The following is an 18607-nucleotide window of genomic DNA, read 5'->3' on the forward strand; positions in this document are numbered from 1 at the left end:
GTCACCTAGCCCGGTTTCCGAGTTCCCCAGCGCACGCCCCTGCTGCCCTGCCCGGCCCCCGGCGAGCTGCCGGCATCGGCCCCGATCGCCGGGCCGGAGGCGGTCTGGGGCCGATGCTGAGAGCCGGCCGCCAGGGGTTTCGATGCCAGCGTGTCCGGCACCTCGGACAGGTACGACTCGTCCTGGTCGGTGGCGAACTGCCCCGCCTTGCGGAAGGTCCAGAGATAGCCCGGCACCACCGCCTCGGCGGCGGTCGGCGTGATGCCGATGCCTTCGAAGGTCCGACCCTCGGCCTTGGCGGCCTCCGAGACGACGTTGTCGTTCTGAAGCAGCGTCACCTGATCGCGGGTCAGCTTCAGCGAATCCGGCAGCAGGCCGAAGGTCAGGGTGTCGGCGATCTCCAGCATGCGGGCCTGGAGCTTGGCCGCCGGCGCAGGCAGGTCCACGACCACCCGCTTCCGCCGGATCGTCTTCAGCATGTAGCGCACGAAGTGCTCCAGCGTGCCCACCTCCGGGCCGCCGAGTTCGTAGACCTTGCCGGGCGCCACGGTGCCGTCGACCGCGCGGGCGATCGCCTCGGCGACGTCGCCCACGAAGGCCGGCTGGAAGCGGGACTGGCCGCCGGCGAGCGGGAGAACCGGAAGCGCCCGGGCGAGGCCGGCGAAGCGGTTGAAGAAGCTGTCGCCGGGCCCGAAGATCAGCGAGGGCCGGAACACCACCGCGTCCGGACAGGCGGCGAAGACCCGCGCCTCGCCCTCTGCCTTGGTGCGCGCGTAGACCGACGGCGAGGCCGGATCGGCCCCGATCGCCGAGACGTGGATCATCCGGGCGCCCTGGCGCGCCGCGGCGCGGGCGATCGCCTCGGCCCCGTCGACCTGCAGCCGCGCGAAGCTCTGGGAGCCGGTCTCCTGCAGGATGCCGACGAGGTTGATCAGCACGTCCGACCGCTCGGCGGCCCGGACCACCGAGTCCGGGTAGCGCAGGTTGGCCTGGACGGCCACGATCTGGTTGACCTTCCCCAGGGGCTGCAGGAACAACGCGAGATCCGGCCGGCGCACCGCGACGCGGATCCGGTAGCCGCGCTTGGCCAGCGCCCGCACCACGTGCCGTCCCAGGAAGCCGGAGCCGCCGTAGATCGTCACGAGCTGGTCCTGCGGACGCAGGAGCCCCGGCGTGGCGGCGGATGCGGACTGCGTCTCCGGACTCGTGTGCGCCGCCGCGGGCGCCGTCGTGTTCTCTTGGCCGCTCATCGCCGTGGTCTCGAGCTCCTCGCGCGCCCCGGGGCGCCGTCAGGCGGCCTACTTAGCCTAACTTCGGCGCGATGGGAGCCGCCGAATGAGCCGCCGCGCCATTCCGGTGAACAGCGTGGGGCCGATGACCGGCGCGGCAGAGGGCCGGACGCTGGAACGGGTGCGGCCGCCAAGCATTCTTCCCCACCATACGGCCCTGCCGAATCGCGCGGATGGGACGCGCCGGGGACTTCGATGATTGTAGGGATGCTCGTTTCCGCGGCGATCGCGGTGTTCGGCCTGCTGGTCGCGTTGGGGTTCGTCGGGCACCCGATCGACGCGCAGCTCGTCAGCAACTACGGCTGGAGCATTCTGATCATCGGCGTCGCGCTGTTCGTGCTGTTCGCGTGGTCCCGGTACAGCCGGACCCGCAGGCGGCACTCCGCCTGATCCGCCGGCTCAGGCGACCTTGATCCGGCGGCGCATCTCCCGCGCCACGGCCGGACGCCCGTTTGGACGGCCGCCGACCGCCCGGGGAGCCCCGACCGTGAGGCTCTGACATTCGCGCGCGATGAATGCGGTCGGCATCTCGGCCTGCATGTCGGCCTCCATGTCGCGCAGCGCCGTATCGGAATGGGCCGGGTGCAGGTGAATGATCCCGAGCGCCTTGACGCCCGCCGTCCGGGCGAGTTCCACGCCCTTCTGCCAGGTCGAGTGGCCCCAGCCCCGGCAGGTCGGATACTCGCCGTCGGTGAACATGCCGTCGTAGACCATCAGGTCGGCGTCGGCCACAAAGGCGGCGAGGTTGGGATCGGGCCAGGGGTCGCTGTGCTCGATGTCGCTGATCAGGCACAGGCGCTTGCCGGCATGCTCGAACCGGTAGCCCACGGAGCCCTGCGGATGGTTCAGCAGGATCGTGGCGACCCGCGTCCCGTCCGGGAAGGTCAGGGTCTGCCCCGCCTCGAAGCCGTGGTGGTGGAAGGTGCAGCACAGCCTGTCGAGCGTAACCGGGAACAGCGGCGGCGCGAACAGGCGGTCGAGGGTCGGGCCGGCCGATTCGCCGCCGAGGTTGCCGCAATAGGTGTTGATCACCCGGTCGCAGTCGAGGACCGCCGGCTTGAAGAAGGGGAGCCCCGCGGTGTGGTCGAGATGCAGGTGGCTGAACAGCAGATCGACTTCCCGGGGCAGATCGGTCCGGTGACCCTGTCCGAGATTGTAGATGCCCGAGCCCGCGTCGACGATGAACATCCGCTGGCCGCACCGCACCTCGATGCAGGGCGTGCTGCCGCCGAATTCGGCGTATTGCGGGCCGCTGACGGGCGTCGAGCCGCGGACGCCCCAGAAGCGGAGTACGAGGTCTTGGTCGGCCGTCAGGAGAGTCGGCTCGGAACTGTTCGACATGGCGATCACGAATCCGCGGACAGTCGGTCCCGATCGGTTATGATCGAAACCCCGTCGCCGTTCCGGGAAGGTAGCTTTGAATAAGGCAGGCCGACGGAGCAGGTGTACCGCTCATCCCCTGCCGTATCATGAATTGGTGTGCCGCAGGCGGTCGTGATGTGCGTCCGCGCACACGCACGGGACGCTTGACCGGACCCTCGCATGCTCAGAGCGCCTCGGCCGAGGCCAGGAGACCGCCCGGCGAACCGGCCAGAATCGGGCGTCCGGAGCCCGATCCGGCGAGGCCGGCGGCCAGCCAGGACGGAAGCGCGTCGCTGTAGCGGGTCGGGAGCGGCGCGACCAGCGCCCCGAACGGATCGGGGGCGCGCTCGTAGACCGGGACGAAGCCCGCCATCTGCCGCGGCGACAGGCCCGACTCGGGCGCGGCCCAGCTGGCCCAGACCGTGTCGGGCACCGGGCGATGGGCGCGATGGCCCGGCACGACCACCACCTCCTGGCCGGCGAAGGCCAGGGCTTCCGGCCGGCTGATGTCGCCGACCGCCCCGCCTCGGGCCGTGTAGGCCGCCCAAAAGGCGTTCTGGCCGCCGTCGGAATAGGTCGTGCGCACGGCGGGCTCGCCCGCCTCGGCGAGCGCGGTCATCCGCGCCTCCTCGACCGCCCGGCGGGTGGTGACCGCCGCCTCGATGGCGGGATCCCGCGAAGGCGCGAACGCGTACCGGCCGGCGACCACCGAGACCTGCAGCTCCTCGCGGCTCGCCTCGAACCGATCCGAGCCGGCCTTGAGTTCCCGCCAGAAGGCGATGTTGGGGTCGGTCCGGTGGCGGGCCATGTTCTCGGCGGTCATCCGGAACGGGTAGGACTGGAACTGGAAGGCCGCCTGCCCGCCGTTCAGCGCGTCCCGGGCGATGGCGTAGATCTCGCCGACCGTACCGTTGGTCATGGCGAAGCAGCCCATGGACGAGCAGATGCCGTGGACCATCACGGCGGACCCGGTTCCGCCATGGGCCCGGTCGTAGGCGTTCGGATATCCGACGTCGAAGGACAGGTAGTAGTGCGAGTTCGGGTTCATCTGGCGCCGGGGCACCGTATAGAACCCCTCCGGGGTCTGCCGGTCGCCGCTCTTGCGCTTGGGCCCGAGCTGGCCGGACCAGCGGCAGATCGGGAACGTCTTGATGAAGACGTAGCCGGCGCGACCCTTCTTCCAGACCTCGATCTCGGATTCTTTCTTGTAGGCCCGGAACAGGACCGGCGAGGCGGCCGTCACGCCCTTCTGCGCCATCAGGGCAAGGGTCGCGGCGGGGATCGGCGCCTCCGCCTTGCCGGCCTGCGCGGCGGCCGGACCGGCGAGGACCAGCACGACGAGGCCGGCAGCGAGGGGGATCGAGGTCGACAGGGGCATGAACCGTCCGCGCTGGATCGGCCGGGATGGCTGCCGGACAGGCGCGGCCTCGCGGCCTGACGGATTATTGCGGCGGCCATGAGGCTGCGCGTCCGGTCAGCCCGACCCCGCTGGATTGTCCCGCTGCGCGCGGAAGGCCGACGGCGCCGGCGGATCGTGACGTCCTGTCAGGCTGCCGGTGCGGGGTCCCGCTCGGCGGCGGCCGGGACGGGGGCGATGACCGCGCTGTTCTCCACGGCGATCACCGCGTCGAAGGGCGCGGCGTTCTCCGCAAGACTCGTCTCGGGCAGGCAGACGATCAGGCCGCGCCCGGCCCGCGCCTGCCGCAGCTGGGCGAGGCGCTCGCGTGCGCCCTCGACCTTCCGCTCGTCCATCGCGACCGCGACCACGAGGATGTCGGGATCACGGGCGAGGCAGCGGCTCAGCTCGATCGCCACGCGTTCGCGGGCATTGATCGCGCCGTCCGCCAGAGCCCCGGTGCTGGGCTGAGCCTCGACCTTACTGTCGAGGCCGAGGCCATAGACCGAGGCCTCAAGGCCCTCGTCGGCCAGAACCCGGCGCACCAGTTCGCGCACCCGCGGCTCGGCATTGGCCTCGCCGAGGCTGATCCGGCCGAACAGGAGGTTCTCCTCCAGGCTGGCGGCCGGATTGACCCGGGAGGGGTCGTGGAACTCCACCGCACCCGCGAGGTGGGGCGGCAGCATCCGTGCGAAGGACCGCCGCGCCTGGACGAGGCGCTCCTCGAACGGGCCGTCGATCAGGCCGAAGCGGTGGCGCGATTCGTTGTAGCGCAGCGCCAGGCCGATCAACCGCAAGCGGTCGCGCTGGCCCGCCGGTCCCCGGCGCAGGCTCGCCGCGTTGGGCAGGCGCACCACGAGATCCTCGAAATAGCCCCGCTCGGCCGCCTGGAACAGCGAATAGGCGTCGAACAGGGGATGGTCGTTGGGCAGGTCGGCGAAGATCTCCACCGTGCTGCGGGCCACCGACAGGCCGATCTCGGTGAGCGGGCGAACCAGCCCCTCGGCCTCCAGAACCGCCCGCAGATAGGGGTGGCGGGCGAAACGCAGGGGCGCGAAGGTGCCGCCCACCGGCTCCCCGAACAGGATGTTCTCGCCGATGCTCGCCTGGTTGTTGTAGCGGTCGGGATCGAAGGGCTCGACGAGGCGCTCGGCGCCCTTGGCGGCCAGCGCCACTCGCATGGTCCGGCGGGCGGTGACGATCGCGGCGGCGAGCCGCGGCTGGGCCGCCGGATCGAGCCGTCCGGTCAGCCCGCGGGCGTATACGAAGCCGTCGAGCCCGGTGAGCCGGCTGATGCCGATCAGCGCGATGTCGTCGGGCGCGGTCGCCGGATCGGTGCCGTAGAGCAGGTTCTGCCGGAGGGAGCCCTCCATCAGGATCGCCTCCCCCGACGTGAAGGCGATGCGCCTGGCGCGCTCCGCGGCGTCGAAGTCGCGCAGGTCCGTGCCCGCATAGGTGACGGCCCCGGCCGTCGGCTCGACCTGCCCGGCCAGCACCGCCGCCAGCGCCCGGGCGCCGCTGCCGCGGCTGCCCGTGATCGCCACGTGGCCCGGCATCGTCACGGCCACGGCGACGCCGGTCAGGCGCTCGCCCGTGGCCGGATCGAAGGCTCCGACGCCTTCCGTGGCCAGGATCCCGGACCGGGGCAGCGGCAATGCGGCCGCACCAATCCGGGCGGCCCTCGCCCGCCGCCCCTCGAGGGACGCGATGATGCGGGCGAGGTCGCGGAGGCGCGGGCGCACCGACCGGCGGACCATCCAGAACCGCGCGCAGATGGCGGCGAGCCAGCCCGCGAGGCCGAAGGCGCCGACGGCCGCCAGGAGGGCGGCCGGATCCACCGGGGCCGCGGGCGGCTGCCCTGGCGCCGAGCGCCACAGTGCCGTACCGGCGGCGATGGCCGGCAGGATCACCGCCAGCGCCAGGGCGGGCGCCCGGGCGTAGGCCAGCCGCGCCTCGGCGCGACCGACATTGGTCCGCATCGCGGCGACGCGGGCGGCGATACGTCTGCGCTCGATGGCCGCCGCTCCGTGGTTGCGCACGGCAGGAAGCCGCCGAACGAGGTCGTTCAGGTTCTCCTCCGCCCGCGCGCTGGAGCGCAGGCGCAACTCCTGCCGGTCGCGCGCCCGTTCGAGCACCAAGCCGTAGGCGAGTCCGATCGCCGCCAGTCCGATCACGGCCGCCGGGATCAGCCGGGGCGCGGCCAGGGCCGCGAAGCCGAGGGCCAGGATCAGGGCCGCGAGGGTCATCGCCGGCAGGACGATGCCGGCGGCGAGCAGGCGGTCGGCTCGGGCCAGCACCTCTCCGACGATCCGGGCCAGGCTGCGCGCCTCGTCCCGGGCCCCCGCGGGGGCGTCGAGGATCGCCCGCAGAACGCCCTCGCGGACGGCGTCCCCGGCCTTGTTCTGCGCCTTGAAGCACAGGCGCGCCACGCACCAGCCGAGGCCCGCCAGGGCCAGGGCGCAGACGGCGATGCACAGGAAGGCGGTGAGCTCGAGTTCGGCGGGGCGCATCGGGATGCCGGGGGCCAGCACCAGCTCTCCGCCCGGAAGCGCGACCGCCACGCGCAGGAAGGGCAGCACCGGCGCCTCGTCGCGCGGCAGGACCGCGATCAGGTCGCGCAGGCACAGGAGCGCGAGCGCGCAGAGCGGCGCGCCGATCCCGACCGCGAGGGCCGCCGCCGCGGTGTGCTGAGGCCGCGCGGCGCGCCACGTCAGGACGAGAGGATCGGATTCCATGCGTCTCCGGACAGGATCGGGCGTCTCAACCGTCGCGCGGGCATAGGCGTTCGCGCCGGTCACGGGAAGGGTCGCGGGCGCGGGCTTCCCTTGCGCGGACCTTGCCGCCGGCCGCTGCGACATGTCGGCCGGGTTGTTTGCGGTTGTGGCCCTGGTTTGGAAGCGCTCCAGCGTTACAACCATGGGGCATGGCGCGGCCGTGGCTCGGATCTGCGAGGCGCGGGACCTCCAAGCCTGATCGCCGCGGGCGCCCGAGCCGTATCGCGCGGCCGGCCGGCGCACCGCACGATTTCGACCGGGACCAGAAGGTGGGGCGACGCTTGCGGCGAGGGGCTGAGAAGACCGAGCGCCATCTCCCGGCCTTCGCCTGTTGCGGGTCGGCCTGATGGCGCAGCTGTTCACGCCCGGGGCCGACGCGCTCTACCGCCTCGCTCTGATGACCGGCGTCGCCTGCCTGGTTGGGCTCCCGGTTCTGGCGGCCGGGATCGTGCGCTCGAACTACGTCACGGGCGTCGGGGTCGCGCCGGCCCAGCCCCTGCCGTTCAGCCACAAGCACCATTCCGGCGAACTCGGCATCCAGTGCCGCTACTGCCACACCACGGTCGACCGGGAGGCCACGGCCGGCATCCCGCCGACGCATACCTGCATGACGTGCCACTCGCAGATCTGGACCGGCTCCGAGATGCTCAAGCCGGTGCGCGACAGCTACGCGCAGGACAAGCCGCTCGAATGGAAGCGGCTGAACAAGCTGCCGCAATACGTCTACTACAATCACTCCGTCCACGTGACGAAGGGGATCGGCTGCTCGACCTGCCACGGCGACGTCACGGCGATGCAGATGACCTACCGGGCCAACGCCTTCGAGATGCAGTTCTGCCTCGATTGCCACCGGGCGCCGGAGAAGTACGTCCGCACGCCGGATCAGGTCTGGAACATGACCTGGACGCCGCCCTCCGACCAGGCGACGCTGGGCCCCAAGCTCGTCGCCCAGTACCATATCCGCGGCGGGGAGCGGCTGACCGAATGCGGGATCTGCCACCGATGACCGGCGCCCCCGACATCGCGGCCCTGCGCGCGAAACTCGCCGGCGGCGACGGTCCGCGCTTCTGGCGCAGCCTCGACGCCGTGGCCGACAGCCCCGAGTTCCGCGCCTATCTGGCGGCCGAGTTCCCGTCGGCGTCCCGGCTCGCCGCGGCCCCGGAGCGGCGCGGCTTCCTGAAGCTGATGGCCGCCTCCTTCGCGCTGGGCGGCCTCACCGCCTGCGGCGGGGGCGGCGGCCGCGACTACGAGGTGCCGTACGTCAATCAGCCCGAGCGGATCGTGCCCGGCACGGACCTGTCCTACGCCTCCTCGGCCGTGTTCGACGGCTTCGGCAACGGCATCCTGGTCACCACCCGCAACGGCCGGCCCCTGAAGATCGAGGGCAATCCCGAGCATCCCTGGAGCCGCGGCGGCACCGACGTGCTGGCCCAGGCTTCGGTGCTCGGGCTCTACGACCCGTTCCGCTCCCAGGCGGTGCAGCATCTCGGCCGGCCGAGTTCCTGGGCGGCGTTCCGGGCAGACCTGCAGGGTCGGATGCCGAGCTGGCGCGAGAGCCGGGGCGAGGGTCTCGCCCTGCTCACCGGCCCCGTGACCTCGCCCGGCGTGGCGGCCCAGCTCGCGCGGCTGCGGGCCGCCTACCCGGCGCTCCGCTGGTATGTCGGCGCCGGGGCGGGGCGCGACGGGATCTACGAGGGCGCTCGCCAGGCCTATGGACGGCCCTTGGAGACCCGCCCCGATTTCGGTCGCGCCCGGACCATCGTGGCGCTGGACGGCGACTTTCTGGATCTCGGACCCGGTCAGGTCGGCCTGTCGCGGCGCTGGAGCGAGGCACGGCGGGCGGCCTACGCGGAGGGCCGCCTCCTCACCCTCCACGCGGCGGCGCCGACACCGACCTTGACCAGCGCCAAGGCGGATCGGGGGCTCGTGGTCCCGGCCGGCCGGCTGGAGGCCCTCGCCCGGGATCTGCTCAATCTGGCCGCGGGCGGCGCGGCCCCGGCGGGCGACGATCCCGTCGCGCGCTGGACGCGGAGCGCCGGGACGGCCCTCGCCGAGGCCCGGGGAAGCGGCATCGTCACCGCCGGCCTGACCGCCAGCCCGGACCTGCACGCGCTGGTTCACCGCCTCAACGGCGCCCTCGGCAACACCGGCGCGACCCTGGTCCACACGGCGCCCGTGGCGGAGACGGGCGCCGGGACCCTCGCGGATCTCGCGGAGGCCATGGATCGGGGTGCCGTCAAGGTGCTCGTCGTCCTCGGCGCCAACCCGGTCTACGAGGCGCCCGGCGCCCTCGATTTCACCGCCCGGATGGCGCGCGTGCCCCTCAAGATCCATGCGGGGCTCTACTACGACGAGACCGGTGCGCATGCCGACTGGCATCTGCCGGCCGCCCACCCGCTGGAATCCTGGGGCGACATCCGGTCCCTCGACGGGACGGTGGGTCTGATCCAGCCCACGGTCGCCCCCCTGTACAACGGCCGGACGCTCGCGGAGATGCTGGCCTTCCTGGCAAGCGGCGAGGGTGGGGAGGGCGGTCAGGACGCCCTGGGGCTCCTCAAGGCGCAGGGACGGAACCCGGGCGAGGACGAGGCGGCCTTCGAGGCCCGCTTCTCCGAGGCCCTGCGCCTGGGCTTCTGGGCGGACAGCGCGCGTCCGGCCGAGACGGTGGCGCTGACGCAGGCGGCGGCAGCCGCCCCCGAAGCGGCTTCATCGCCCGCGCCGGCCGCCGACGGGGTCGAGGTGCTGTTCCGGCCCGATCCGACGATCTGGGACGGCACGCATGCCGATCTCGCCTGGCTGCAGGAGCTCCCGAAGCCCCTGACCAAGGTGGTCTGGGAGAACGTGATCGCGCTCAGCCCGCGCCTCGCCGAGCGCGAGGGGATCGCCACGGGCGACATCCTGCGGGTCGAGGCCGGCGGCCGCGCGGTCGAGGGGCCGGCCTGGATCCTTCCGGGGCAGGCCGACACCACCGTGACCCTCACCCTGGGCTACGGCCGCGACGTCCCGGACCACCTCGCCCGCGGCCTCGGCTACGACGCCGCGCCCCTGCGGCCACCGGGTTCTCCCTGGGGGCTCGCCGGAGCCCGGCTGACGAAGACCGGACAGCAGCGCAGGCCGGTCACCACCCAGCATCTCGGCACGATGGAGGGTCAGGATCTCGTGCGCGTGCAGGCTCTGGGCGCCGCACCCGTGGGCGATCCGAAGGGCGCGCCGACGCCCGCCTCGTTCTATCCGCCCCCCGAGAGCCAGGACCGCTGGGTCGCCGCGCAATGGGGCATGGCCATCGATCTCGATGCCTGCACCGGCTGCAACGCCTGCGTCACCGCCTGTCAGGCGGAGAACAACATCCCCGTGGTCGGGCGCGAGGAGGTCGAACTCGGCCGCTGGATGGGCTGGCTGCGGATCGACCGCTACTACGCGGGCGACCTCGACGCGCCGACGACGCATTTCCAGCCGGTGCCCTGCATGCATTGCGAGCAGGCGCCCTGCGAACTCGGCTGCCCCGTGGAGGCGACGCTCCACGACAGCGAGGGCCTGAACCTGCAGGTCTACAACCGCTGCGTCGGAACCCGCACCTGCCAGAGCTACTGCCCCTACAAGGTCCGCCGCTTCAACTACCTCGATTACACCGGCGGCATGACCCCGGTGGAGCAGCAGCAGCGCAATCCCGAGGTCACAGTCCGGTCCCGGGGCGTGATGGAGAAGTGCACCTACTGCATCCAGCGGATCACGGCGGCGCGGATCACATCGGCCAAGGACGCCCACGCGCCGATCCCCGACGGGGCCGTGGAGACCGCCTGCCAGGGCGCCTGCCCGACCCGGGCGATCACCTTCGGCAACGTCGCCGATCCGGGAAGCCGGGTCTCGGCCGCCCGGCGGGACACGCGGGAATACGCGCTCCTCGGCCACCTGAACACGCGGCCGCGCACCACCTATCTCGCCGGGCTCGCGCCCGCCGCGGATCCGAACGGACGGGAGGGCTGAGCATGGCCGGCCCCCTCTCCGGCGGTCCGCAGCCCGGCCCCCTGATCCGGCCCGACGAGACCCTTCAGGGGATCGGCGGCGCGGTCACGGCGATTCCGCTGACGCATCCGGGGAACCGGCGCTGGTGGATCGCCTTCGCGGCGGCGGCCTCGCTCCTCGGCCTGTTCGTGCTCACCCTCGGCTATCTGCTCTATGCCGGTCCCGGCATCTGGGCGAACAACAACGCCGTCGTCTGGGCCCTCGACATCGCGAGCTACGATTGGTGGATCGGCGTCGCGTCCGGCAGCCTGCTGGTCTCGGCGATCCTGCTCCTGCTCGGGGCGGAGTGGCGCGGGGCGGTGAACCGCGTGGCCGAGACCCTGGCACTGCTGGCCACCGCGGCCGCCGGGCTCTACCCGATCATCCATCTCGGACGGCCGTGGTTCTTCTTCTGGAACCTGCCCTACCCCAACACCTACGATCTCTGGCCGCAGTTCCGCTCGCCACTCCTCTGGGACGCGATCGACATCGTGTCCTTCCTGGTGATCTGCGTGAGCCTCTGGTTCATCGGCCTGCTGCCGGACCTCGCCACGTTGCGCGACCGTGCCCACGCGGAGGCGATGCGCCAGCGGGAGACGAAGGCAGCGACCCGGAAGCGCGCGCTGCTGCGCGCGCAGGTCTACGGCATCCTCGCCTCGGGCTGGCGCGGCTCGGCGGCCCATTGGCAGATCTGGGTTCAGGCCTACCGGACGGTGGCGCTGCTCGGTGTGCTGCTGGTGGTCTCGGTCCAGACCGGGGCCTCGGTGATGCTGGCGGGCTCGCTGATGCCCGGCTGGCACAGCACGCTGCTGCCGGTGAGCTTCCTAGTGAATGCGGTCTATTCCGGCGTCGGCGTCACGGCGGTGATCGTGATGCTGATCCGCCTCGTGTACGGCCTCGGCGCCCTGGTGACGGACCGCCATCTCGACGTGCTCGGGCGGCTGTTGCTCTGTCTCGGCTGCGCCAGCGCCTATTGCTACGCGGCCGAGTATTTCGACACGTTCCTCAATGGCGACGCCGCGGGGCGCGGCGTCCTGGTCCGGCGCATGACCGGCGACCACGCCCTCGTGTCCTGGACGGCGATCCTGTGCCTCGTCCTGCCCGCACAGATCCTGTGGTCGGCGCGGGCCCGGACGGCGCCGGTCGCCATCGCGGTGGTGGGCCTTCTCGTGGCGATCGGCGCCTATGCCGACCACGTCATGGTCCTGGTCGTCACCCTAACGCAGGATTTCCTGCCGTCCTCGCGGCTGCCCTACACGACGGATGTCTGGGGTATCGCCACCTTCGCGGGCTCGGTGGGCCTGTTCCTGACCCTGCTCCTCCTGTTCCTGCGCTACCTGCCGGCCGTGTCGATCGTCGAGAGCCGCCGCCTCGCCCTGATGGTGTCGCCGGCCGCGCAGGAGGCGGCCCGCGCGGCCGCATCCCGGGCCACCGGTCGCCCGGAGGACGACCCGGTCACCGCGCCCCTGTGGGGCGTGTCCGCGACCTTCGCGAGTCAGGGCGACCTCGCCGCCGCCCTCCAGGCGGTCTCCGGGATCAGTCCTGATCACGTCCATCTCGACGGGCACGGGCCGGTGCCGATGCCCCGCACCCTGCGGGCTCTGGGCTTGGAGGGACGCTCGATCCTGCCCTACGCCCTGGCCGGGGCCCTGCTCGGCGGTGTCGGCTTCTTCGCCCTATGCCTCTACGCCACGGCCTACGATTACGTCTTCCTGATCGGCGGGCGCCCGCGCCTGTCCTGGCCCTCGTTCGTGGTGCCGAGCGTCTCCGTCGCGATGATGGCGGGCTGCGTGGCGATCCACTTCGCGCTCCTCGTGCTCAACCGCCTGCCCCGGCTGAATCACCCGGCCTTCAACATCCCGGGCTTCCTGCGGGCTTCCGAGGACCGGTTCTTCCTCTCCGCGGAGGCGCGGGGTGACCGGTTCGACGCAGGCCGGATCGAGCGGCGGCTCGCGGCCCTGCCGGCCGAGGCCGGGCGTCCCCTCGAGCTCCGGCGGATCCCGCGATGAGGCGCGCCGCCCTCCGCACCGTGCCGCTCGCCCTCCTCGCCCTCGCGCCGCTGGGGGCCTGCGGCGAGGCCGACATGGCCGATCAGGCCCGGGCCAAGACCTGGGACAAGAACCCGTTCTTTCCCCGGGAGATCACCATGCGCCAGCCGGTGGCCGGCACCGTGCCGCGGATCGATCCGGCCCGGACGGCGCCGCAGCCGCAGACGATCAGCCGGGCGCTGCTCGACCAGGGCCGGGAACGCTATGGAGTCTTCTGCACCCCCTGCCATGGGCAGGACGGGCGCGGCGCCGGCATGATCGTGGCACGGGGATTTCCCTCCCCCGGCAATCTCACGGCGGAGCCCGTGCGCATGGCCTCCGCGGCGGAGCTCTACGACGCCATCTCGAACGGCCGGAAGTCCATGTTCGGCATGGCCCAGATGATCCCCTCGGCCGACCGCTGGGCGATCATCGCCTATCTCCGCGCCCTCCAGCTCAGCCAGGACACCCCGGTGGCGAGCCTGCCCCCGGAGGATCGCACCCGCCTGGAGGCGACGCCGTGAGGCGCCCCGCCCTGCTCGGCCTCGCCGGCCTCGTCCTCCTGGCCGTCTGCCTGCTCGCGGGCGGCTGGCGCGGGGCCGCGGCCTCGTATCTCGCGGCGTGGCTCGTCCTTCTCGCCCTGCCGGTCGGCGCCCTGCCGGTGGTCATCGTCGCCGAGCGTTTCGGCAAGCGGGTCCGCGAGCGCGGCGGCATCGAGATGCTGGCGGGTCTGCGCCGGCTGATGGCGCTGATGCCGGTCGCGGCCGTGCTGTCGCTGCCGCTTCTGGCCGCCACGCCCCTGCTCTATCCCTGGGTGAGCGCTCCGGCGCGCACGCCGCTGGCCGCCCTGTGGTTCACGGTGCCGTTCTTCGCGATCCGGGCGATCGTCTATCTCGCAGCCTGGACCTGGCTGGCGCTGAGGTTCGCCAGGCCGTTCGACGCTCCCGGCGAGGGGCGGACCGTGCCGGCTGTGGGACTGCACGCGGTCGTCGGCACGCTGTTCGTCACCGACGTCGTCGCCTCCCTGGATCCGCGGCTCGATTCCACCCTTCTGGGCCTCCTGGTGATGACGGCCTGGAGCGGCCTCGCCTTCGCGGCGGCGATCCTCCTCGCCTGGGAGGAACCGGAGCCCGTCGGCCGCGGCCGTACCGCGCCCGGACGGGGCCGGCTGGTGCCCCTCGTGGTGCTTCTGGGCCTCTGGGCCTATCTGCACTTCGTCCAGTTCCTGATCGTCTGGTCGGCGAATCTGCCGCCCGAGGTGACGTGGTACTTCGCCCGCGGCGGCTGGGTCGGGCGGGCGCTGGCGGTCGTGGCCGGCGCCGTCGTCGTGCTGGCCGGGCTCGCGACCCTCCGGCCGGGACGCCCGACCACCCGGATCCTGGCCGGCGCGGCGGTGGCCGTCCACGCCCTGGAGATGTTCTGGCTGATCACACCGGCGGTGCGCGACCGCTTCGTCCTCCGGCCGAGCGACGTGCTCGCCGCCGCTGCCGTGGCCTGCCTCGCGGCCGCGCTCCGACCGGTGCTGCGGCCGCGAGCGGACCGCGTGGCCTCCGACGCCCGGCGCGCCGGGAGGCCGGCATGAGCGCCGACGGCCCCTCCGGGCTGATCCCGGCGATCCTTGCCGGGCTGACCCTGCGCGGCAGCGGGCTCCTGAACGGGCGGCCGCCCCGTCCGGCTGCCAATACCCAGCGCGATCCGAATGAGCCCGGGCACGAGACCCGGGACGTCAATGTCCGCAACACCGTGATGGTGATGGCGGGCCTCGCGCTCACGGTCCTGGCGGTCGTGGGGACGATGATCTGGCTGATGGACACCTTCGCGGCGCGTCAGCGCCGGGCCCTGCCGGCCCTGACGCCGCAGCAGACCACGCAGTTGGCGCCGCCGCCTCCGAACCTTCAGGCCGACCCGTACGCCGATATCGACCGTGCGCGGGCGGCGGCCGAAGCGTCTCTCGCCGGCTACGGCTACCGGGACGAAGCCCGGACCCGCGCCCGAATCCCGATCGGGCGCGCCATGGACCTGATCGTCGGCCGCTCCCTCGAACCGGCGGAGCCCGCTGCGCGATGACGCCGAGCCACGATTCCCTCCAGCTCTGGCCGGCGGCGGTCTCCGCCACCGCGAGCGAGACCGACCTGCTCATCCTGGCCTTCACGGTCCTGACGCTGCTCCTGACCGTCCCGGTCTTCGTGGCGATCACCTACTTCGCCCTGCGCTACCGCGAGGGGTCCGAGGCGGACCGGAGCCCCTCGGGCATCCGCTCGAACCTGATCGAGATCAGCTGGATGCTGATCCCGTTCCTGCTGACGCTGATCTTCTTCGTCTGGGGCGCGAAGCTGTTCATCCAGTCGAAGAACCCGCCCCCCGACGCCATGGTGGTCGAGGCGATCGGCCGGCAATGGATGTGGAAGTTCCAGCACCCGACGGGCCAGTCCGAGATCAACAACCTGCACCTGCCGATCGGCCAGCCGATCCGCCTGCACATCATCAGCCAGGACGTGATCCACGCCCTCTACCTGCCGGCCGTGCGGATGCAGGTCGCCGCCCTGCCCGACCGCTACACCGACCTGTGGTTCAAGGCCGACAAGACCGGCACCTACCACCTCTACTGCTCGGAATATTGCGGCACCGACCACTCCGTGATGGGCGGCGAGGTCACCTTCATGAACCCCGGCGACTACCAGGACTGGCTGACCCATGCCGGCGCGCAGCAGGGCAAGATCGCGGCGGGCCGGGCCCTCTACGAGGCCTATGGCTGCGCCGGCTGCCACGAGCCCGGCACGTCCGTGAAGGCGCCGAGCCTCGCGGGCCTGTTCGGGTCGCAGGTGAGGCTCGCCGACGGCCGCACCGTCACCGCCGACGCGGCGTGGCTGCGCGAGAAAATCCTGAATCCGAACGGCGACCGGCTCGCCGGCGGGGGCAAGCAGGTGATGCCGAGCTTCGCCGGCCGGATCCCGGCGGACGAACTCGGGACGCTGATCGACTTTCTGAAAGCCTATCCGACCTCGAAAGCCGCGGACGCGACACGATGATGAGCTGCGTCAACCTGAAAATTCAGTCGTCGGATCGCAAGGTGCACCGGATCAGCTCTTCGCCCTGCTCGCGGTTTCACACCTCCGATCTGGCCTTGCGTTTTCAGGATCGAGCGCGGGTCCCCTCTCCCGAGCGGGAGAGGGACAGGGTGAGGGATGAGAACGCTCCAGACGAGGCGCGACCTGTCGATGCTTCAAGGGTGTGCTCGATCCTGAGCCTTCTCGTCCCTCACCCCAACCCTCTCCCGCCCGGGAGAGGGGGCCCGTCGCGCTCTGTCGCCAGCGGCGATGTCCGCCTCAGACCTGTGAACATCGCGGCCCGCGGATCGGGGTCGGACGAGCCCGCGAACGTCCTGACGTCCGGCTTCCGACGCTGCCTATCGAGGGCGACACGATGAGCGCATCGGGCAGCATCGGCGGCACCGCCCACCGGGAACCCCACACCCCGGAATCCACGATCGGGCGCAAATCCGACTACCTGCACGCGGAATCGACCCTGCGCTCGTGGTTCCTCACCACCGACCACAAGCGCATCGCGATCCTCTACCTCGCCTCGATCACCGGCTTCTTCGTGATCGGCGCCCTGGCGGCGGGCGTGGTCCGCCTTGCTCTGGTTGTGCCGAACGGCGCGATCATGACCAACGACACCTACAACAAGGCCTTCACCATCCACGGTGTGGTGATGGTCTGGTTCTTCCTGATCCCGTCGATCCCCGCGACCTTCGGCAATTTCCTGATCCCGCTGATGATCGGGGCCAAGGACCTCGCTTTCCCCAAGCTCAACCTGACGAGCTGGTACGTGTTCATGACCGGGGCCCTGTTCACCCTGGTCTCTGTGGTGCTGGGCGGGGTCGATACCGGCTGGACCTTCTACGCCCCGCTCTCGACGGCCTTCTCCAACACCTGGGTGCTGCCGGCGCTGATCGGCGTCACCATCGTGGGCTTCTCGTCGATCCTGACGGGGCTCAACTTCGTGGTCACGATCCACACCATGCGGGCGCCCGGCATGACGTGGTTCAAACTGCCGATCTTCGTCTGGGCGCACTACGCCACGAGCCTGATCTTCCTGCTCGCGACGCCGGTCATCACCACGGCGCTGATCCTGCTGATCGCGGAACGCGCCTTCCATATCGGCGTGTTCGACCCGGCCTATGGCGGCGACCCGGTGCTGTTCCAGCACCTGTTCTGGTTCTACTCCCACCCGGCCGTGTACATCATGGTCCTGCCCGGCATGGGGGTGATCTCCGAGATCGTCCCGGCCTTCGCGCAGAAGAAGCTGTTCGGCTACCGCTTCGTCGCCTACGCGTCGATCGGACTGGCCTCCGTGACCTTCTTCGTCTGGGGTCACCACATGTTCGTCAACGGCCAGAGCGATTTGGCCTCGCTGGTGTTCTCGGGCCTGTCCTTCGCGGTGGCGGTGCCCTCGGCGGTGAAGGTCTACAACTGGACCGCCACGATCCATAAGGGCTCGCTCCGGCTCGATACCCCGATGCTCTACGCGATGGGCTATATCGGCCTGTTCGTGCTCGGAGGCCTCACCGGCCTCTATCTCGCGACGCTCTCGATCAACCAGCACATCCACGCGACCTACTTCGTGGTCGCGCATTTCCACTACATCATGGTCGGCGGCACGGTGCTGGCGTTCCTCGGCGGCCTGCATTTCTGGTGGCCGAAATTCACCGGCCGGATGTACAGCGAGCCCTGGGGCCGGGTCTCGGCGCTGCTGATCTTCCTCGGCTTCAACGTGACCTTCTTCCCGCAATTCATCCTGGGTTACCTCGGGATGCCGCGGCGCTACGCGACCTACCCGGCGGAGTTCCAGCTGCTCAACGTGCTGTCCTCGGCGGGCGCCACGATCCTGGCGGCGGGCTACATCTTCCCGATGCTCTACCTCGTCTATTCCCTCTGGTTCGGCCGGAAGGCGCCCGCCAATCCGTGGAACGCCAAGGGGCTCGAATGGGAGACGGCCTCCCCGCCCCCGACGCACAATTTCCTGTCCCCGCCCGAGGTGCCGCGCATCCCCTACGACTACCCGATCCAGGCCCAGGAATCCCGGGACCAGCACGGATGAGCAAAGGTCTGGCCGACGGCGTCGGGGTCGCGCGCGCGGAGCATTTCGAGAGCGTGGCCCAGCAGCGCGAGGCGGCGACGCTCGGCATCTGGGCCTGGCTGATCACCGAGTTGCTGCTGTTCTCGGCGCTGTTCCTGGTGGCGCTGATCACCCGGATCCAGCATCCCGAAGCGACGATCGCGGCGGCCAAGCACCTCAAGTTCTGGATCGGCGCCACCAACACCGTGGTGCTGATCTGTTCATCGCTCACGATGTCGATGGCGATCGAATTCTCCCGGATGGGCTGGCAGCGCGCCATGGTGCGGGCGATGCTGGCGACCGCGGCGCTCGGGGGCCTGTTCCTCGTCCTCAAGGGCTACGAGTACTACGCCGACTGGGCCGAGCACATGATGCCGTTCCTCAGCGATCGGCCCTTCGCGCTGGCCGAGACGCCGGCGGCGCGGCTGTTCGTGAACCTCTACTACGTCGCAACCCTGCTCCACGCGCTGCATCTGTTCACCGGCATCGCGCTCCTGCTCGGCATGACCTGGATGGCCGCCAAGGCCGGGTTCCTCGCCCGGCACCAGAACTGGATCGAGGTCTACGGCCTGTACTGGCACTTCATCGACCTCGTCTGGATCCTGGCCTTCCCGATCCTCTACGTGGTGAACCGGTAGG

The 18607-nt window shown here is 71.3% G+C and carries 14 protein-coding genes; 10 read left to right on the top strand and 4 right to left on the bottom strand.

From position 1 onward, the window contains the following. Positions 1-5: 5 nt before the first annotated feature. Complete coding sequence (locus tag A3862_RS25840) at positions 6-1250, bottom strand: complex I NDUFA9 subunit family protein (RefSeq protein ID WP_052083558.1); 1245 nt, start codon at positions 1248-1250, stop codon at positions 6-8. A 246-nt stretch (positions 1251-1496) separates the two neighbouring features. Here A3862_RS25840 and A3862_RS25845 point away from each other — a divergent pair, with 246 nt between their 5' ends. Next, positions 1497-1679: a hypothetical protein gene (locus A3862_RS25845; RefSeq protein ID WP_236952875.1), complete on the top strand. Its 183-nt coding sequence runs from the start codon at positions 1497-1499 to the stop codon at positions 1677-1679. Positions 1680-1688: 9 nt separating this feature from the next. On the opposite strand, the gene A3862_RS25850 is transcribed toward A3862_RS25845, so the two are convergent. The 3 genes from A3862_RS25850 to A3862_RS25860 form a co-directional block, all read right to left on the bottom strand. Next, the gene (locus A3862_RS25850; RefSeq protein WP_043756139.1) at positions 1689-2630 is read right to left on the bottom strand and encodes an MBL fold metallo-hydrolase; all 942 of its coding nucleotides are present in this window, start codon (positions 2628-2630) and stop codon (positions 1689-1691) included. Positions 2631-2835: 205 nt separating this feature from the next. Continuing rightward, complete coding sequence (locus A3862_RS25855) at positions 2836-4029, bottom strand: L,D-transpeptidase family protein (RefSeq protein WP_043383416.1); 1194 nt, start codon at positions 4027-4029, stop codon at positions 2836-2838. A gap of 167 nt (positions 4030-4196) precedes the next feature. Then, positions 4197-6782 carry an ABC transporter ATP-binding protein gene (locus tag A3862_RS25860; protein ID WP_043383415.1) on the bottom strand — a complete coding sequence of 862 codons (2586 nt, stop codon included), beginning with the start codon at positions 6780-6782 and terminating at the stop codon, positions 4197-4199. A gap of 385 nt (positions 6783-7167) precedes the next feature. Between A3862_RS25860 and A3862_RS25865 the strand changes: the two genes are divergently transcribed. The 9 genes from A3862_RS25865 to A3862_RS25905 all read left to right on the top strand — a co-directional run bounded on the left by A3862_RS25865 (position 7168) and on the right by A3862_RS25905 (position 18606). Next, a complete protein-coding gene (locus A3862_RS25865) occupies positions 7168-7827 on the top strand; it encodes a cytochrome c3 family protein (protein WP_043345872.1) in 660 nt (219 codons plus the stop codon). Next, entirely contained in the window at positions 7824-10805 is a 2982-nt protein-coding gene (locus A3862_RS25870) for a TAT-variant-translocated molybdopterin oxidoreductase (protein WP_111474102.1), read from the top strand. The genes A3862_RS25865 and A3862_RS25870 overlap by 4 nt, the downstream gene beginning before the upstream one ends. Positions 10806-10807: 2 nt before the next feature. Continuing rightward, on the top strand, positions 10808-12832 hold the full coding sequence (locus A3862_RS25875; RefSeq protein WP_043383409.1) for a quinol:electron acceptor oxidoreductase subunit ActD: 2025 nt from the start codon (positions 10808-10810) through the stop codon (positions 12830-12832). Next, positions 12829-13374 carry a c-type cytochrome gene (locus A3862_RS25880; RefSeq protein ID WP_043756131.1) on the top strand — a complete coding sequence of 182 codons (546 nt, stop codon included), beginning with the start codon at positions 12829-12831 and terminating at the stop codon, positions 13372-13374. The genes A3862_RS25875 and A3862_RS25880 overlap by 4 nt, the downstream gene beginning before the upstream one ends. Then, a complete protein-coding gene (locus tag A3862_RS25885) occupies positions 13371-14432 on the top strand; it encodes a hypothetical protein (RefSeq protein ID WP_043756130.1) in 1062 nt (353 codons plus the stop codon). Before A3862_RS25880 ends, A3862_RS25885 begins: the two co-directional genes overlap by 4 nt. Continuing rightward, positions 14429-14917: a hypothetical protein gene (locus A3862_RS25890; protein WP_043354181.1), complete on the top strand. Its 489-nt coding sequence runs from the start codon at positions 14429-14431 to the stop codon at positions 14915-14917. The genes A3862_RS25885 and A3862_RS25890 overlap by 4 nt, the downstream gene beginning before the upstream one ends. Next, a complete protein-coding gene (gene coxB / locus A3862_RS25895; RefSeq protein WP_043354179.1) occupies positions 14914-15879 on the top strand; it encodes a cytochrome c oxidase subunit II in 966 nt (321 codons plus the stop codon). The genes A3862_RS25890 and coxB overlap by 4 nt, the downstream gene beginning before the upstream one ends. A gap of 394 nt (positions 15880-16273) precedes the next feature. Continuing rightward, positions 16274-17950, top strand: a complete 1677-nt coding sequence (locus A3862_RS25900; RefSeq protein WP_051976092.1) for a cytochrome c oxidase subunit I — start codon at positions 16274-16276, stop codon at positions 17948-17950. Next, positions 17947-18606: a cytochrome c oxidase subunit 3 gene (locus tag A3862_RS25905; protein ID WP_043383401.1), complete on the top strand. Its 660-nt coding sequence runs from the start codon at positions 17947-17949 to the stop codon at positions 18604-18606. The genes A3862_RS25900 and A3862_RS25905 overlap by 4 nt, the downstream gene beginning before the upstream one ends. The last annotated feature ends 1 nt before the right edge of the window (position 18607 follow it).

The sequence above is a fragment of the Methylobacterium sp. XJLW genome (assembly GCF_003254375.1).
Lineage (GTDB): Bacteria > Pseudomonadota > Alphaproteobacteria > Rhizobiales > Beijerinckiaceae > Methylobacterium > Methylobacterium fujisawaense.

Coding starts and splice junctions, on each gene's coding strand:
- A3862_RS25905 (WP_043383401.1), top strand. CDS start 17,947: ATGAGCAAAGGTCTGGCCGACGGCGTCGGGGTCGCGCGCGCGGAGCAT.
- A3862_RS25845 (WP_236952875.1), top strand. CDS start 1,497: ATGCTCGTTTCCGCGGCGATCGCGGTGTTCGGCCTGCTGGTCGCGTTG.
- A3862_RS25855 (WP_043383416.1), bottom strand. CDS start 4,029: ATGCCCCTGTCGACCTCGATCCCCCTCGCTGCCGGCCTCGTCGTGCTG.
- A3862_RS25870 (WP_111474102.1), top strand. CDS start 7,824: ATGACCGGCGCCCCCGACATCGCGGCCCTGCGCGCGAAACTCGCCGGC.
- A3862_RS25840 (WP_052083558.1), bottom strand. CDS start 1,250: ATGAGCGGCCAAGAGAACACGACGGCGCCCGCGGCGGCGCACACGAGT.
- coxB (WP_043354179.1), top strand. CDS start 14,914: ATGACGCCGAGCCACGATTCCCTCCAGCTCTGGCCGGCGGCGGTCTCC.
- A3862_RS25890 (WP_043354181.1), top strand. CDS start 14,429: ATGAGCGCCGACGGCCCCTCCGGGCTGATCCCGGCGATCCTTGCCGGG.
- A3862_RS25900 (WP_051976092.1), top strand. CDS start 16,274: ATGAGCGCATCGGGCAGCATCGGCGGCACCGCCCACCGGGAACCCCAC.
- A3862_RS25875 (WP_043383409.1), top strand. CDS start 10,808: ATGGCCGGCCCCCTCTCCGGCGGTCCGCAGCCCGGCCCCCTGATCCGG.
- A3862_RS25865 (WP_043345872.1), top strand. CDS start 7,168: ATGGCGCAGCTGTTCACGCCCGGGGCCGACGCGCTCTACCGCCTCGCT.
- A3862_RS25860 (WP_043383415.1), bottom strand. CDS start 6,782: ATGGAATCCGATCCTCTCGTCCTGACGTGGCGCGCCGCGCGGCCTCAG.
- A3862_RS25880 (WP_043756131.1), top strand. CDS start 12,829: ATGAGGCGCGCCGCCCTCCGCACCGTGCCGCTCGCCCTCCTCGCCCTC.
- A3862_RS25850 (WP_043756139.1), bottom strand. CDS start 2,630: ATGTCGAACAGTTCCGAGCCGACTCTCCTGACGGCCGACCAAGACCTC.